This window comes from Roseovarius halophilus (ex Wu et al. 2025), assembly GCF_047086965.1.
The window spans coordinates 1-16822 of record NZ_JBKOTX010000133.1 but is presented as its reverse complement, the minus strand read 5'-3'; the positions used below and the strand labels follow the sequence as shown (position 1 = coordinate 16822).

12 protein-coding genes are annotated in these 16822 nt (G+C 66.3%); 9 read left to right on the top strand and 3 right to left on the bottom strand.

Going from position 1 to position 16822, the window contains the following annotated elements; genetic code table 11:
• Nucleotides 1–106 precede the first annotated feature (106 nt).
• Nucleotides 107–910, bottom strand: a complete 804-nt coding sequence (locus ACH107_RS22085) for an undecaprenyl-diphosphate phosphatase (protein ID WP_412507651.1) — start codon at nt 908–910, stop codon at nt 107–109.
• Between the two features lie 229 nt (nt 911–1139).
• Here ACH107_RS22085 and ACH107_RS22080 point away from each other — a divergent pair, with 229 nt between their 5' ends.
• From ACH107_RS22080 to ACH107_RS22045, 8 genes are all read left to right on the top strand, one after another.
• On the top strand, nt 1140–2558 hold the full coding sequence (locus ACH107_RS22080; protein ID WP_412507653.1) for an NAD(P)-dependent oxidoreductase: 1419 nt from the start codon (nt 1140–1142) through the stop codon (nt 2556–2558).
• 118 nt (nt 2559–2676) lie between these two features.
• Entirely contained in the window at nt 2677–7215 is a 4539-nt protein-coding gene (gene gltB, locus ACH107_RS22075) for a glutamate synthase large subunit (RefSeq protein WP_412507650.1), read from the top strand.
• A 107-nt stretch (nt 7216–7322) separates the two neighbouring features.
• Nucleotides 7323–8045, top strand: coding sequence for a monofunctional biosynthetic peptidoglycan transglycosylase (gene mtgA / locus ACH107_RS22070; protein WP_412507649.1), 723 nt, complete (start codon nt 7323–7325; stop codon nt 8043–8045).
• Between the two features lie 57 nt (nt 8046–8102).
• On the top strand, nt 8103–8768 hold the full coding sequence (locus tag ACH107_RS22065) for a glutathione S-transferase family protein (RefSeq protein WP_412507648.1): 666 nt from the start codon (nt 8103–8105) through the stop codon (nt 8766–8768).
• A gap of 63 nt (nt 8769–8831) precedes the next feature.
• Nucleotides 8832–9881 carry a tRNA epoxyqueuosine(34) reductase QueG gene (gene queG, locus ACH107_RS22060; protein ID WP_412507647.1) on the top strand — a complete coding sequence of 350 codons (1050 nt, stop codon included), beginning with the start codon at nt 8832–8834 and terminating at the stop codon, nt 9879–9881.
• Nucleotides 9882–10150: 269 nt separating this feature from the next.
• Nucleotides 10151–11347 carry a glycine C-acetyltransferase gene (locus ACH107_RS22055; RefSeq protein ID WP_412507646.1) on the top strand — a complete coding sequence of 399 codons (1197 nt, stop codon included), beginning with the start codon at nt 10151–10153 and terminating at the stop codon, nt 11345–11347.
• Between the two features lie 11 nt (nt 11348–11358).
• Nucleotides 11359–12384 carry an L-threonine 3-dehydrogenase gene (gene tdh / locus ACH107_RS22050; protein ID WP_412507652.1) on the top strand — a complete coding sequence of 342 codons (1026 nt, stop codon included), beginning with the start codon at nt 11359–11361 and terminating at the stop codon, nt 12382–12384.
• Between the two features lie 138 nt (nt 12385–12522).
• Nucleotides 12523–13506, top strand: a complete 984-nt coding sequence (locus ACH107_RS22045; RefSeq protein WP_412507645.1) for a GlxA family transcriptional regulator — start codon at nt 12523–12525, stop codon at nt 13504–13506.
• On the opposite strand, the gene ACH107_RS22040 is transcribed toward ACH107_RS22045, so the two are convergent.
• On the bottom strand, nt 13490–14029 hold the full coding sequence (locus ACH107_RS22040; RefSeq protein ID WP_412507644.1) for a glutathione peroxidase: 540 nt from the start codon (nt 14027–14029) through the stop codon (nt 13490–13492). The genes ACH107_RS22045 and ACH107_RS22040 overlap by 17 nt on opposite strands.
• A 55-nt stretch (nt 14030–14084) precedes the next feature.
• The gene (locus tag ACH107_RS22035; protein WP_412507643.1) at nt 14085–15584 is read right to left on the bottom strand and encodes a malonate--CoA ligase; all 1500 of its coding nucleotides are present in this window, start codon (nt 15582–15584) and stop codon (nt 14085–14087) included.
• A gap of 96 nt (nt 15585–15680) precedes the next feature.
• Here ACH107_RS22035 and ACH107_RS22030 point away from each other — a divergent pair, with 96 nt between their 5' ends.
• Nucleotides 15681–16607, top strand: a complete 927-nt coding sequence (locus tag ACH107_RS22030; protein ID WP_412507642.1) for a DMT family transporter — start codon at nt 15681–15683, stop codon at nt 16605–16607.
• Nucleotides 16608–16822 lie beyond the last annotated feature (215 nt).

Genomic DNA, 16822 nt, shown 5'->3' with positions numbered 1-16822 from the left:
TCTGAAAATGCCGCATACTGAGGCCTCACAGAAGTTCGCACTCGATCACATGCTCGAACGGTCAGAAATTTCTTGCACTACGGGCGGCAACCACAGAAGCAGCCTGTTAAAGATACGCGATCGCCAGCAGGGCCAGCCCGAGAGCGATCCGGTAGAGCACGTAGGGCGTAAAGCTGATGGTGCGCAACAGCCGCATCATGACGCTCAGCGCAACAAGCGCGGCGACGAACGCGAAGACGGCGGCAATGGCGCCGTCACGCAGGAGTGCGAGTTTGGCGTCGAGCGCGGCCTCGCCCCCGAGGAACACGCCGCTGGCGATGATCGTGGGGACCGACATCAGCATCGAGACGTGCGCTGCGTCGCTGCGCCCGTAGCCCAGGAAGCGCGCGCCGGTGATCGTGATGCCCGAGCGGGATGTCCCCGGGATCAGGGCGATGGCCTGCCAGACGCCGATGACCATGGCATCCTGCATGTTCCACTCGTCGGCCGTCTTGCGCGATCTGCCCATCTGGTCTGCCCAGTACAGCAGGATACCGAAAACAAGCGTGGCCCAGCCGATGACCGTGAGCGAGCGCATCGACTCGTCCAGGCCGGTGAGTTCCAGAAGCACGCCCAATGCGATAACCGGCACCGAGGCGACGAGCAAGAGCAATGCCAGGCGCGCCCCCGGCGTGTCGGCGCGTCCGAGGATTAGCCGCGGAAGCCCGGCGAAAGCCTGTGCCATATCGGCCCTGAAATAGAGCAGCACGGCGGCGAGCGTGCCGACATGTACGGCGACATCGATCGCTTGTCCCTGGTCTGCCAGCCCGCTCAGCCTGGGCAGAAGAATAAGGTGGCCCGAGGAGGAGATCGGCAGGAATTCGGTGATGCCCTGGACGATGGCAACCAGAATCAGATGGAGAAGCGGCATGGACGACATCCCGAGATGCTTTTTAACAGCTATAAATCACTGAGATTCTGTGGAAAGAATGTATTTAAATCCGGATCGGACCTAAAAACGCGAGCCTTTCAACCGAAGCGCCGTGTAGTAGCGAAGATAATTTCGCATTAAGTCATAATTACTGACTTTAATTCAGAGAGCGCTTCGTTTAAGGAGTCGGGGACTCAGAAAGCGGAGGTCTGCCGTGGCCAAACAATCGATGTTGAATTTCGTCACCGTCCAGCGCGACATGCCCGACAAGCGGGAAGCCGATTTGCGCAACAAGGATTTTCACGAGATCTACGCCGAATTTGCTGACGAAAAAGCAAAGGAACAGGCCAGCCGGTGCAGCCAGTGCGGCGTGCCATATTGCCAGACCCATTGCCCGCTTCACAACAACATTCCCGACTGGCTAAGGCTGACGGCCGAGGGACGGTTGCAGGAAGCCTACGAGCTGAGCCAGGCGACCAACACCTTCCCGGAAATCTGTGGGCGCATATGCCCGCAGGACCGGCTGTGCGAGGGCAACTGCGTCATCGAGCAGTCGAGCCACGGCACGGTCACGATCGGCGCGGTCGAGAAGTACATCACCGACACCGCGTGGGAAAAGGGCTGGGTCGCGCCGCTGACCCCGGCGCGGGACCGGCCCGAATCGGTGGGCATCATCGGCGCCGGTCCCGGCGGGCTGTCGGCGGCGGACGTTTTGCGGCGCGCGGGCGTGCAGGTGACCGTCTATGACCGGTATGACCGGGGTGGCGGGCTGATGACCTACGGGATTCCGGGCTTCAAGCTGGAAAAGGACGTGGTCATGCGCCGCAACAAGCAGCTTGAAGAGGGCGGCGTCGAATTCGTGTTGAATTGCGACGTGGGCCACGACATCACCTTTGACGAGATCCGCGCAAAGCACGACGCGGTGCTGATCGCCACGGGCGTGTACAAGAGCCGCGACCTGCCCGGCCCCGGCGCGGGCGCGCAGGGGATCGTGCGCGCCATCGACTTCCTGACCGCGTCGAACCGCAAGAGCTTTGGCGACGATGTGCCGGAATTCGACAGCGGGGAGCTGAGCGCCGAGGGCAAGCGCGTCGTGGTCGTCGGTGGCGGCGACACCGCGATGGATTGCGTGCGCACCGCCGTGCGGCAGGGCGCGACGTCGGTCACGTGCCTGTACAGGCGGGACCGCGACAACATGCCGGGCAGCCAGCGCGAGGTCGCCAATGCCGAGGAGGAAGGCGTGACTTTCCAGTGGCTCAGCGCGCCCAAGGGGTTCGCGGGCGACCCGGTGAGCAGTGTCCGGGTACAGCAGATGCGCCTTGGCGCGCCCGATGCGACCGGCCGCCAGAGCCCTGAACCCATCGAGGACGCGGAGCATGAAGAGCCCGCCGACATGGTGATCAAGGCGCTCGGGTTCGAGGCCGAAGACCTGCCCACGCTGTGGAACCAGAAGGATCTGGAAGTGACGCGGTGGGGCACGGTCAAGGCCGAGTTCACGACGGGCCAGACCGCGATGGAGGGTGTTTTCGCGGTCGGGGACATCGTGCGCGGCGCGTCGCTTGTCGTCTGGGCGATCCGCGACGGGCGCGATTCCGCCGCGGCGATCCTTGACTACCTGAACGGGGCGCCGGCCTTGGCGGCCGAATGAAAGCAGGGATCGGCAGCGCGTCGGTATCACGACGGTATCGCGGCCGTGGCGATTCCGCCCCGCAGGGCGCCAAATGACAGAATCACTGACCCACCGGGTAAAGGAAGGGTAAACCGACATGACGAAACTGGATCGTGACTGGGCCGCCGCGGAAGAGGCCAAGCGCAACTGGATGGCCGAGAACGGCATGTATGCGCACGAGGATGAACATTCGTCCTGTGGTGTCGGGCTGGTCGTCTCGGTGGATGGCAAGGCATCGCGCAAGGTTGTCGAGGCGGGTATCGACGCGCTCAAGGCGATCTGGCACCGGGGCGCGGTGGATGCCGATGGCAAGACAGGCGACGGGGCGGGCATCCATGTGCAGATCCCCGTGCCGTTCTTCTATGACCAGATTCGCCGGACCGGGCACGAACCGCGGCAGGACCAGCTTGTCGCGGTGGGGCAGGTTTTTCTGCCGCGCACCGATTTCGGCGCGCAGGAAACCTGCCGGACCATCGTGGAAACGGAAGTGCTGCGGATGGGCCACACGATCTATGGCTGGCGCCACGTGCCGGTGGATATCACCTGCCTTGGCGAGAAGGCGAACGCCACGCGCCCCGAGATCGAGCAAATCCTTATTTCCAACGACAAGGGAATAGCGGAAGAGGATTTCGAGCGTGAGCTTTACGTGATCCGGCGCCGTATCGAGAAAGCCGCGCAGGCCGCCGGGATCGCCGGGCTCTACATCGCCAGCCTCTCGTGCCGAAGCATCATCTACAAGGGGATGATGCTGGCCGAACAGGTCGCGGAATTCTATCCCGACCTGCAGGATGAACGGTTCAAGAGCGCCTTCGCGATCTATCACCAGCGGTATTCGACCAATACCTTCCCGCAGTGGTGGCTGGCGCAGCCGTTCCGGATGCTGGCCCATAACGGCGAGATCAACACGCTCAAGGGCAACATCAACTGGCTCAAGAGTCACGAGATCCGCATGGCCAGCTCGGCCTTCGGGGACATGGCCGACGACATCAAGCCGATCATCGCCGGCGGGTCGAGTGACAGCGCGGCGCTGGACGCCGTGTTCGAGGTGCTGGTGCGCGCGGGCCGCAGCGCGCCGATGGCCAAGACCATGCTGGTGCCCGAAAGCTGGTCGAAGCAGGCCGAGGAACTGCCCAAGGCGTGGCGCGACATGTATTCCTACTGCAATTCGGTGATGGAGCCGTGGGACGGCCCCGCCGCGCTGGCGATGACCGATGGTCGCTGGGTCTGTGCCGGGATGGATCGCAACGGGCTGCGCCCGATGCGCTATGTCGTGACCGGCGACGGGCTGGTGATCTGCGGGTCGGAAACCGGCATGGTCCCGATTGACGAGACGAGCGTGAAGGAAAAGGGCGCGCTGGGCCCGGGCCAGATGCTGGCGGTGGACATGCGCAAGGGGCTGCTTTTCCACGACACCGAGATCAAGGACAAGCTGGCGCGCGCGCTGCCCTTCGGGGATTGGGTCGGCAAGATCAACGACCTTGACGAGAAGCTGGCCGGCGTGACGGAAGCGCCCATGTTCGAGGGCGAGGAACTGCGCCGCCGCCAGATCGCCGCCGGCTACAGCATGGAAGAGCTGGAAAGCATCCTTGCGCCGATGGCGGAGGACGGCAAGGAAGCGGTGGCCAGCATGGGCGACGACACGCCGAGCGCGGTCCTGTCCAAGAAGTATCGCCCGCTGAGCCATTATTTCCGGCAGAATTTCAGCCAGGTCACGAACCCGCCCATCGATTCGCTGCGCGAATTCCGGGTCATGAGCCTCAAGACGCGGTTCGGCAACCTCAAGAACGTGCTGGACGAAAGCAGCACGCAGACCGCGATCCTCGTGCTGGAAAGCCCCTTCGTGGGCAACGCCCAGTGGCAGGAGCTGATCCGGCATTTCAAGGATGCCGTGACCGAGATCGACTGCACCTTCGAGTCCGGGCCGGGCGCCCTGCAGCGGGGGCTGGAGCGTATCCGCGCCGAGGCCGAGGACGCCGTGCGCTCGGGCTCGGGGCATCTGGTGCTGACCGATCAGCACCTCGGGGAGGCGCGTGTCGGCATGCCGATGATCCTTGCCACCAGCGCGGTGCACAGCCACCTGACGCGCAAGGGCCTGCGGACCTTCTGCAGCCTCGACGTGCGCAGTGCCGAATGCATCGACCCGCATTACTTCGCCGTGCTGATCGGCGCGGGCGCCACGGTGGTCAATGCCTACCTTGCCGAGGATTCGCTGGCCGACCGTATCCGGCGCGGCCTGCTTGACGGCAGCCTGACCGAGAACATGGCGCGGTACCGTCTGGCGATCGACCAGGGCCTGCTCAAGATCATGTCCAAGATGGGGATCAGCGTGATCTCGTCCTATCGCGGGGGGCTGAACTTCGAGGCGGTGGGCCTGAGCCGGGCCATGTGCGCGGAGTATTTCCCCGGCCTGACGAGCCGCATCTCGGGGATCGGCGTGAGCGGCATCCAGACCAAGCTGGAAGAGGTGCACGCCCGGGCCTTCGGCAGCGGCGGCGGGGCGGATATCCTGCCGATCGGCGGCTTCTACAAGGCGCGAACCAGCGGTGAAAGCCACGCCTGGGGCGCGCAGACGATGCACATGATGCAGATGGCCTGCAACAATGCCAGCTACGCGCTCTGGCAGCGCTACAGCAAGGCGATGCAGGCCAGCCCGCCCATCCACTTGCGGGACCTGATGGCGATCAAGCCGCTGGGATCGGCGATCCCGCTGGAAGAGGTCGAGAGCGTGACGGCCATCCGCAAGCGTTTCGTGACCCCGGGCATGAGCCTTGGCGCGCTGAGCCCGGAGGCCCACAAGACCCTGAACGTCGCGATGAACCGCATCGGCGCGCGCAGCGACAGCGGCGAGGGCGGCGAGGACCCGGCGCATTTCCACCCTGATGCCAACGGCGACAACCCGTCGGCCAAGATCAAGCAGGTGGCGTCGGGCCGGTTCGGCGTGACGGCGGAATACCTCAACCGGTGCGAGGAGCTGGAAATCAAGGTCGCGCAGGGCGCCAAGCCCGGCGAGGGGGGCCAGCTGCCGGGGATGAAGGTGACCGAACTGATCGCGCGGCTGCGCCATTCGACGCCGGGCGTGACGCTGATCTCGCCGCCGCCGCACCACGACATCTACTCGATCGAGGATCTCGCGCAGCTCATCTACGACCTCAAGCAGATCAATCCGCGCGTGAAGGTCTGCGTGAAGCTGGTGGCCCAGTCGGGGGTGGGGACCATCGCCGCGGGCGTGGCCAAGGCCAAGGCCGACGTGATCCTGATCTCGGGTCACAACGGGGGCACCGGGGCCAGCCCGGCGACCAGCATCAAGTATGCCGGCCTGCCGTGGGAAATGGGCGTGACCGAGGCGCACCAGGTGATGGCCATGAACAACCTGCGCGACCGTATCACGCTGCGCACCGATGGCGGGCTGCGCACCGGCCGCGACGTGGTGATGGCCGCGATGATGGGGGCCGAGGAATACGGCATCGGCACCGCCGCGCTGATCTCGATGGGCTGCATCATGGTGCGCCAGTGCCAGTCGAACACCTGCCCGGTCGGTGTCTGCACGCAGGACCCTGAACTGCGCGACAAGTTCACGGGCAATGCCGAGAAGGTGGTGAACCTGATCACCTTCTACGCGCAGGAAATCCGCGAGGTCCTCGCGAGCATCGGGGCGCGCAGCCTTGACGAGGTGATCGGCCGGGCCGACCTGCTGACGCAGGTCAGCCGGGGCAGTGCCCATCTGGACGATCTGGACCTGAACCCGATGCTGATCACCGTGGACGGGGCGCAGCGCATCACCTATGACCGGGACAAGCCGCGCAACGAGGTGCCCGACACGCTGGACGCCGAGATCGTGCGGGACGCGGCGCGTTTCCTGAACGACGGCGAGAAGATGCAGCTGCATTACGCCGTGCAGAATACCGACCGCACCGTGGGCACGCGCGTATCCAGCCACATCGTCCGCAATTTCGGGATGCGCAACGCGCTGCAACCCGACCACCTGACGGTGAAGCTGACCGGCAGCGCGGGCCAGAGCCTGGGCGCCTTTGCCGCGCCGGGGCTGAAGATCGAGGTGTCGGGCGATGCCAACGATTACGTGGGCAAGGGGCTGTCGGGCGGCACCGTCGTGGTGCGACCGCCGCAGATGAGCCCGCTGACCGCGGCCGACAACACGATCATCGGCAACACGGTGCTATACGGCGCGACGGGCGGTCACCTGTTCGCGGCGGGCCGCGCGGGCGAACGGTTCGCGGTGCGCAATTCCGGGGCGCATGTCGTGATCGAGGGCTGCGGCAGCAACGGCTGCGAATACATGACCGGCGGGGTGGCCGTGATCCTTGGCAGAATCGGGGCAAATTTCGGCGCCGGGATGACCGGTGGCATGGCCTACCTGCATGATCCCGACGGCATCGCCGCCAAGCTGATCAACATGGAATCGCTGGTGACGTGCCCGGTACGCACGGCGCACTGGGAAAGCGAACTGAAATCGCTGGTGGAACGCCATGTCGCGGAGACGGGCAGCCGCAAGGCGCGGGACATCCTGCAATACTGGGATATGGAACGGGCGAACTTCCTGCAGGTCTGCCCCAGGGAAATGCTCGACAAGCTCGACCATCCGCTCGGGCTGGAGCAGGAGGCCGTCCCGGCCGAGTAGGCATGTCCGCGGCCGAACGCGGGCCGACCGGTACCGGGCGGTTCCGCCGGCAGCGCGGCCGCGGCGCGGGTTTTGTCCGGCCTCCCTTGCCGCTATAGCTGGTCGGGATGGCAAAACGCGGCAAATCCCGGCAGGGCGGCAAGCGCCGACTCCGTTTCCGCCCCTTTCGCTGGCTCTGGCGGTGGGGGGGCAGGCTGCTACTTGCGGTGGTCGCGGTGGCGATCCTCGTGATCGCGGCGCACCGGCAGTTTCCCCCGCCGGACACGCTGTACATGCGGCAGGAAGCGCGCCGGCTGGACGGGATAACGCATGAATGGGTGCCGCTGGATGCCGTGGCGCCGGTGATGGCCCGCGCGGTCGTGGCCGCCGAGGACGCCAATTTCTGCCGCCACTGGGGATTCGACATGGCCGCGATCCGCAACGCGATCGAGGACGGGGCGGTGCGCGGCGCCTCGACCCTGAGCCAGCAGGTGGTCAAGAACGTCTACCTGTGGCACGGGCGCAGCTGGCTGCGCAAGGCGCTGGAGGCCCTGATCACCCCGGTGGTCGAGGCGCTGTGGCCGAAGCGGCGGATCGTCGAGGTCTACCTGAACGTGGCGGAATTCGACACGGGCGTCTTTGGCGTGGCGGCGGCGGCGCGGCAATATTTCGATGTCGACGCGTCGCAGTTGACCGCCGTGCAGGCGGCGCGGCTGGCGGCGCTGCTGCCCGATCCCAAGGGGCGATCGGCCGCCAATCCGTCCGCATGGCTGCGCACGCGCGCCGCGGCGATCATGGACGGTGCGGCCACCATCCGCCGCGATGGCCGCGCGGCCTGTTTCGAGGATTGAAATGCGCCGTCTTGGGGTGCATTGAGGGGCGTACCCCGAAAAAGGTGAGTTCGCGCCATGGCCAAGCTGTTCCACGTCCCGTTGTCGCCCTTCTGCCGCAAGGTGCGCCTGAGCCTTGCCGAGAAGAAGATCGAGTGCGAACTGGCCGAGGAGCGTTACTGGGAGCAGGATACCGATTTCCTGCGGCGCAACCCGGCGGGCAAGGTGCCGGTCCTGCGTCTGGACGGGCTGACCATGCCGGAAAGCACGGCGATCTGCGAGTATATCGAGGAGAAATACCCCGAGCCCCCGCTGATGCCCAAGGGGGCCGAGGCGCGCTACGAGGTCCGCCGGCTGGTGGCGTGGTTCGACGACAAGTTCCATCACGAGGTCACGTCGAAACTGCTGTACGAGCGGGTGAACAAGAAGGTGATGAAACAGGGTTTCCCGGATAGCGGCAACGTCAAGGCGGGGGCGAAGGCGATCAAGTATCACCTCGATTACATGGCGTGGTTGCTGGACCGGCGGCGCTGGCTGGCGGGCGATGTCATGACGCTGGCCGACTTCGCGGCGGCGGCGCACCTGTCGAGCCTCGATTATATCTCGGACGTGGACTGGAACCGCTCGGACGTGGTCAAGGACTGGTATGCCAAGATCAAGTCGCGCCCGTCCTTCCGCGGGATACTTGCCGATCACGTGCCCGGTTTCCCGCCGCCGGTACATTATGCCGACCTGGATTTCTAGAGGGGCGCTGCCCCTCTTGGCCTGCGGCCAATTCACCCCGGGGTACTTGGACCGAGAAGAAACATGGACGCGCTGAAACAGAGACTGGTGGCGCAGGCACGGGCAGAGGGGTTCGACGCGTGCCGGCTGTGCCGGCCATGGGACGTGCCCGCGGTGCCGGCGCGCCTGGCGGCTTTCCTTGAGCGCGGCTATCACGGGCAGATGGGCTGGCTGGCGGAACGCAGCCACTGGCGCGGGGCGCCGCAGAGGCTGTGGCCCGAGGCGCGCACGGTGATCATGCTGGGTGAAAGCTACACCCCCCGCGAGGACCCGATGGCGACGCTGGCGCGGGCAGACGCGGGTACCGTGTCGGTCTATGCGCGCAACCGGGACTATCACGACATCGTCAAGAAACGGCTGAAGCGGCTGGCGCGCTGGCTGATCGCGGAAGCGGGCGGGGAGGTGAAGGTTTTCGTCGATACCGCGCCGGTGCCGGAAAAGCCGCTGGCGCAGGCGGCCGGGCTTGGCTGGCAGGGCAAGCACACCAACCTCGTGAGCCGCGAGCTGGGCAGCTGGTTCTTCATCGGGTCGGTTTTCACGACGCTGGACCTGGAGACCGACCCGGCCGAAAGCGATCATTGCGGATCGTGCCGGGCGTGCCTTGACGTCTGCCCGACGGACGCGTTTCCGGCGCCCTATCAACTGGATGCGCGGCGCTGCATTTCCTATCTGACGATCGAGCACAAGGGGCCGGTGGACGAGGAACTGCGGGAGGGGATGGGCAACCGGATCTACGGGTGTGACGATTGCCTTGCCGTCTGCCCGTGGAACAAGTTCGCCGTCGCCGCGCGTGACCAGCGCTACCATGCCCGGGATGACCTGGTGGCGCCGGACCTTGCCGCGCTGGCCGTGCTGGACGATGCGGGGTTTCGCGAGATGTTCTCGGGCAGTCCGATCAAGCGGATCGGGCGTGACCGTTTCGTGCGCAACGTGCTGTACGCCATCGGCAATTCGGGGCTGGAGCGGCTGCGGGGTGTCGCGCAAGGCTTGTGCGAGGATCCCGACCCGGCGGTGGCGGACGCGGCGCGCTGGGCGGTGGCGCGTCTCGGCGATGACGCAAGCGGGATGGACTGAGCCGGCAGGCCCGCTGGACCCGGCACGCCGGCATACCGGCTGAGGCGCGACAGGCACGGCAATAACGCTGGGTGTGGATGCGGGCGGCACCTGTCCCGACGCGGGACGGGTGCGCGGCCGGCGGTTCGCACGGCGGGCCGCGTAACGCGACAAAACCTGTCGCGAACTGACAAGTTTCCGGTCATGCCAAGGGGGATGACTGGGTAGGGCGGCCGGGAAGCGGGGCGATGATCCCGACGCGGGCCCGAACCGGCACGGGAGGGGTGACAATGCGGGCATCCGAAAGGTTCGACGCGGATATCGCCGGATGGCTGGACGCGTTGCGCGACGAGGGGCTTTACAAGACCGAGCGGATCATCACCAGCCGGCAGACCGGCGTGGTGACTCTGGCGGACGGGCGCGAGGTGGTGAACCTGTGCGCCAACAATTACCTCGGTCTGGCCGACGATCCCGAGATCATCCGCGCGGCGCAGGCGGCGCTGGATCGCTACGGGTTCGGGATGGCCAGCGTGCGGTTCATCTGTGGCACGCAGGAGGAGCACAAGGCGCTCGAAGCGCGGATCGCCGGGTTTCTCGGCAAGGCGGACTCGATCCTGTACGCGGCGGCCTTCGATGCGAATGCGGGCCTGTTCGAGACGCTTCTGGGCCCCGAGGACGCGATCATCAGCGACGCGTTGAACCATGCCAGCATCATCGACGGGGTTCGCCTGTGCAGGGCGCAGCGGCTGCGTTATGCCAATTCCGACATGGCGGAGCTGGAGCAGTGCCTGCGGGCGGCCCGGGGCGCGCGGCACCGGCTGATCGCCACCGACGGCGTGTTCTCGATGGACGGCTACCATGCCCGGCTGGCCGAGATCTGCGACCTTGCCGACCGCTACGACGCGATGGTGATGGTGGATGACTGCCACGCCACCGGGTTCGTCGGGGCGACGGGGCGCGGCAGCCACGAACATTGCGGGGTCATGGGCCGGGTGGATATCCTGACCGGCACGCTGGGCAAGGCGCTGGGTGGCGCCTCGGGCGGGTACACCGCGGCGAGCGCGCCGGTGGTGGACTGGCTGCGGCAGCGGTCGCGCCCCTATCTTTTCTCGAACACGCTGGCGCCGGTGATCGCGGCCGCATCGCTGTCGGTGTTCGACCTGCTGGAGGCGCGCGGCGACGCGTTGCGCGCGCGGCTGTGGGACAATGCCGCGCATTTCCGCGACAGCATGGGCCGGCTGGGATTCGAGCTTTTGCCCGGCGAGCACGCGATCATCCCCGTCATGCTGCGTGACCCGAAACTGGCGCAGGAAATGGCGGCGCGGCTGGGCGAGCGGGGCGTTTACGTGACCGCGTTCAGCTACCCGGTGGTGCCCAAGGGGCAGGACCGCATCCGCACCCAGATGAGCGCCGGGTTGAGCCGCGAGCTGCTGGACCGTGCGATTGCCGCCTTCGAGGAGGTGGGTCGCGAACTGGAGGTGATCTGATGGCGGACCTGATGAAGGCGCTCGTGAAGGCGAAGCCGGAGCCGGGGCTGTGGATGGAGCGCGTGGCGGTCCCCGCGCCGGGGCCGTCGGACGTGCTGATCAAGGTGCGCAAATCGGCCATCTGCGGTACCGATGTCCACATCTGGAAGTGGGACGCGTTCAGCGCGAAAACCGTGCCGGTGCCGATGGTTGTGGGCCACGAGTTCGTCGGCGAGATCGTGGGGACGGGCGCGGCGGCGACCAAGTACAGCATCGGCCAGCGCGTGTCGGGCGAAGGGCATGTCGTTTGCGGGGCCTGCCGCAACTGCCGCGCGGGCCGCGGGCACCTGTGCCGCAACACGCAGGGTGTGGGGGTGAACCGGCCCGGCAGTTTCGCCGAGTACCTGTGCATTCCCGAGAGCAACGTCGTGCCCATCCCCGATGACATCCCCGACGAGATCGCGGCGATATTCGACCCGTTGGGCAACGCGGTGCATACCGCGCTGAGCTTTGATCTGGTGGGCGAGGACGTGCTGGTGACGGGCGCGGGGCCCATCGGGATCATGGGGGCGCTGGTGGCGCAGCGCGCCGGGGCGCGCAAGGTGGTGATCACCGACATCAACCCCTGCCGCCTCGCGCTCGCGCGGAAGATGGGCGTGCAGCACGTGGTGGATGTCTCGACCGAGACGCTGCGCGACGTGATGGACGCGATCGGCATGACCGAGGGGTTCGACGTCGGGCTGGAGATGTCGGGGGCGAGCGCCGCCATGCAGCAGATGATCGCGCGGATGAACAACGGGGGCAGGTTGGCCCTGCTGGGCATCGCGCCGACGGCCTTCCCGGTGGACTGGAACACGGTGATTTTCAGGATGCTGCATATCAAGGGCATTTATGGCCGCGAGATGTACGAGACATGGTACAAGATGATCGCGCTGGTCCAGTCCGGGCTGGATGTGTCCGGGCTGATCACGCACCGCATCGGGATCGACGATTTCGAAGCCGGGTTCGCCGCGATGATGTCGGGCGAATCGGGCAAGGTGGTGATGGACTGGGCCTAGCGCGAAGGCCGGTTCGCGCGATTGACCCCGGGCGCATCGAGGGGCCGGGCCGCGCGGCGTGGACCGCGGAAAGGGCTTGCTTTCCGGCCGCCGTCGCGCGACGACGACATGCTGATCGCCACGCGAAGAGAGGCGCACATGGCACAGACCGAGGAGCCGAAGCGATACGTTTTCCTGCTCGTGCCCGGCTTTTCGTCGCTGGGTCTGACCTGCGCGCAGGAGGCGCTGTCACTGGCCAATCGATTTGCCGGCGGGCGGCGGCGGTATTACGACTGGCTGATCCTGAGCGAGGACGGCGAGCCGGTAACGGCATGGAACGGCATGCGCATCGGGGTGGATGCGGGGCTGATGGACGTGGGCCGACGTGACACCCTGATCGTGTGCGCCGGCGTTGACGCGATGGCGGGCAGCAGCCGCAAGGTGCTGGGCTGGCTCCGGCGGGAGACGCGAAAGGGCATGGATTTCGGTGCGATCAGCAGCGGCACCTTCACGCTGGCGATGGCGGGGCTGCTGGGCGGCAAGCGGGTCACGACGCATTGGGAATACGTCACCGCGCTGGCCGAGCTTTACCCGGATATCGACGTTCAGGAATCGGTCTATACCGTGGATGGCCGCGTGTTCACCTGTGCCGGCAGCGCGTCGTCTATGGACCTGATGCTTGACCGTATCCGGGGCGATTACGGGGCGGAACTGGCCGAATGGGTGGCCGACCAGATGGTCTACACGACACCGCGCACCGAAAGCCATGCGCAGCGCCTGTCGGTGGCCGACCGGATGGGCGTGCGGAATTCCAAGCTGCTGCTGGCCGTCGAGATCATGAACAGCAACCTCGAAGACCCGATGCCCCCGGCCGAGATCGCTCGCGCGGTGGGCATGTCGGGGCGGCAGCTCGAACGGCTTTTCGCCCGGTACATGGGCACGTCGCCCAAGAAATACTATCTTGGCTTGCGGCTGGAACGGGCCCGGAACCTGCTGGTGCAAACCGACCTGTCATTGACGGATGTCTGCGTTCTGTGCGGGTTCAAGGCGCCGTCACATTTCTCGAAAAGTTACCGCAAGGCCTTCGGCGTGACGCCCAGCCGGGACACCGGCGGCTCGAACCTGCTCAGTTCCGGGCGTTAGCGCTGTTGTTCAGCATCGTCTCGACCTGCGCCGTGATACGCCCGGAAAGCGGCCGCACGACGGAGCCGAAAGTGTCGGCGACGGTGCCGTCCGGGCCGATCAGTATCTTGTTGAAATTCCAGCTCGGGCTGAAGCCGGCCTCGTCGGCCACGGACCGGTAGAACGGATGTGCCCCGGGGCCGCGCACCGAGGTGATGCCCGTCATCGGCAGGGTGATGCCGTAGTTGAGCTCGCAGAATTCCTTGACGTCCTCGGCCTTGTCCAGTTCCTGCCTGAAATCGTCGGACGGGACCGCCAGCACGACAAGGCCGCGCGCGCTGTATTTCTCGTGGAGGGCCTGCAGCCCTTCGTACTGGCCAGTAAAGCCGCAGCGCGACGCTGTGTTGACCACCAGAACGGGCTGACCGCGCCAATCCGACAGCTTCAGTTCGCCGCCGTCTATGTTCTGGAAAGGCGTGTCCAGGTCGAGCGCGGCGGCAGGCAGGGCGAACAGGATCGCGATGAGTGTGCTCAGGATACGCATGGTGACCTCCGGTTTACTCGGGTACGCGGCTGCCGCCTGTCCGGATCACTTCGATTCAGGAAAAGAGGCCGCGATGCGCCTCGCGCAGCGCCTTCTTCTGAACCTTGCCCATGGTGTTTCGGGGCAATTCCTGTTCAAGGATGATCGTTTTCGGCTGCTTGAACCGCGCCAGCTCACCTGACAGCGCGTCGGTGATCGCCTCGGTGGTAAGGGCGGCGGAGGTGGGCACGACGACAGCCACCACCGCTTCGCCGAAATCGGGATGCGGCACACCGATGACCGCGGATTCGCGCACGTCGGAAAGCGCGTCGATGGCGCTTTCCACCTCCTTGGGGTACACGTTGAAGCCGCCGGTGATGATCATGTCCTTCTCCCGTCCGACGATCGTGACATAACCGTCCGCATCCACGAATGCCTGATCGCCGGTGATGAACCACCCGTCCGCGCGCAGTTCCTCCGCGGTCTTTTCCGGCATCTGCCAGTAACCCCGGAACACGTTGGGGCCGCGCACCTCCAGCACGCCGATCTCGCCCCGCGGCACCTCGGCGCCGTCGCGCATCACGCGGATCTCCACGCCGGGCAGCGGGACGCCGACAGTGCCGGCGCGGCGCTCTCCGTCGTAAGGGTTCGATGTGGTCATGTTGGTCTCGGTCATGCCGTAGCGTTCGAGGATGCGATGGCCGGTCCGCGCTTGCCAGCGCTCATGCGTGTCGACAAGCAACGGCGCCGAGCCGGAAATGAAAAGGCGCATGGTCGCCGCGCTTTCCCGTGTCAGGCCGGGGTGATCCAGCAACCGGGTATAGAAGGTGGGCACCCCCATGAGCGCGGTGGCCGTGGGCATGGCCGCGATGATCGCATCGGCATCGAAGCGCGGCAGGAAGTGAATGGCGGCGCCCGCCAGCAATGCCACGTTGGTCGCCACGAACAGGCCGTGGGTGTGAAATATGGGCAAGGCGTGTATCAGCACGTCATCGCGCGTGAAGCGCCAGACCTCGCGCAGCGTTTCGGAATTGGCGGCCAGGTTGGCATGGCTGAGCATCGCCCCCTTGGAGCGGCCTGTCGTGCCCGAGGTGTAAAGGATCGCGGCAAGGTCGTCGCCGTCCCGGTGACGCGCGGTGAACCCGTCTTCTCGCGCGGCCGCATCGGCCATCGTGCCGCTGCCGTCGCCGGCGAGCGTGAACAGGGTGGCATCGCCCGCAAGCCGCGCGATCCCCGCGCGGCGCGCCGGGTCGCAGATCACGATCCGCGGCGCGGCATCCTCGATGAAATAGGCCATCTCCGAATCCGTGTACGCGGTGTTGAGCGGCAGAAACACGCCGCCGGCCATCACCGTGCCCAGATAAAGCTCCAGCGCGTCGAGCGATTTTTCGACCTGCACCGCCACCCTGTCACCGGGCTGCAGACCGCCACGGCACAGCGCCGCGGCCATGCGCTCCGCCCCGGTGAAAAGCGCGCCATAGGTCACCTCGGGCCGTCCGGGGCGGCGTGCAAAAACCCTGTCGCGCGCCCCGGCGGCGGCAAGGCGGTGGATCAGGTGGTTCGTGTCATAAGCCATGGAGGCATTTGCCAAGGCCCGTGCCGGATTTGCAAGACCCGCGATTGACCTTTCACGCCCCGTAGGCCAATCAGTCTGACCAAGGAGGCCCGTGCCATGCGCCCGCTCAAGGGCATTGCCCTGAAACTCTGCGCCGTCATCCTGTTCATCGTCATGTCGTCGCTGATCAAGGCGGCGTCGGACTCCGTGCCGCCGGGCGAGGCGGTGTTCTTCCGCTCGTTGCTGGCCATCCCGGTGATCCTTGGCTGGCTCTGGATGCGGGGCGACCTGCGAACGGGGCTGCGTGTCGAATCCCCGATGGGGCATTTCTGGCGCGGCGTGGTGGGGACGACGGCCATGGGGCTGATGTTCGCCGGGCTGGGGCTGTTGCCGCTGCCGGAGGTCACGGCCCTGAGCTATACCGCCCCGCTGCTGGTGGTCGTCTTCGCCGCGATGTTCCTCGACGAGAAAGTCGGCCTGTTCCGCATCGGTGCGGTGGCGCTGGGCTTTGCCGGGGTGCTGATCGTGCTGGCGCCGCGGCTCACCACGCTGTCTGGCGCCACGGTGCAGACGGGCGAGGCGGTGGGCGCCATCATGGTCCTGCTGGGCGCGACCTGCGCGGCGCTGGCGCAGATCTACATCCGCAAGCTCGTCCAGACCGAACAGACCAGCGCGATCGTCTTCTATTTCTCGCTCACCTCGACGCTGCTTTCGCTGCTGACAGTGCCTTTCGGCTGGACGATCCCCGGCGCCAACGAGACACTCTGGCTGGTTCTCGCAGGACTGCTCGGCGGCATGGCGCAGATATTCCTCACCTCGTGCTACCGGTTCGCGGATGCCAGCGTCATCGCGCCGTTCGATTACGCGTCGATGCTGTTCGCGCTGGTCATCGGGTATGTCGTTTTCGACGAGGTGCCCACCCTGCCGATGCTGCTCGGGGCGGGGCTGGTCATTCTTGCGGGGCTCATCATCATCCTGCGCGAACGCCAGCTCGGCTTGCGCCGCGAACGCGCCCGCGCAATCAAGCCGCCGCAAGGCTGGTGATCATGGTGCTTCCATGACGGGGCGCGTTCCACGCGCGCTTCATGTCTCGGCGTTCGCCTCCGGCTCCCGCCTCGGGCGGGTGGCCGCGTCACACGCCGCGCCGGCGGGTCTGTTCGCGGTGACCTGCCACTGAAGTTTCATCCAGCCGGAACCGGAGCCCTTTGGGGTGATACGCCGATTGGCGCAGGTGGAGCAACCGACATCCGCGCGGAGCT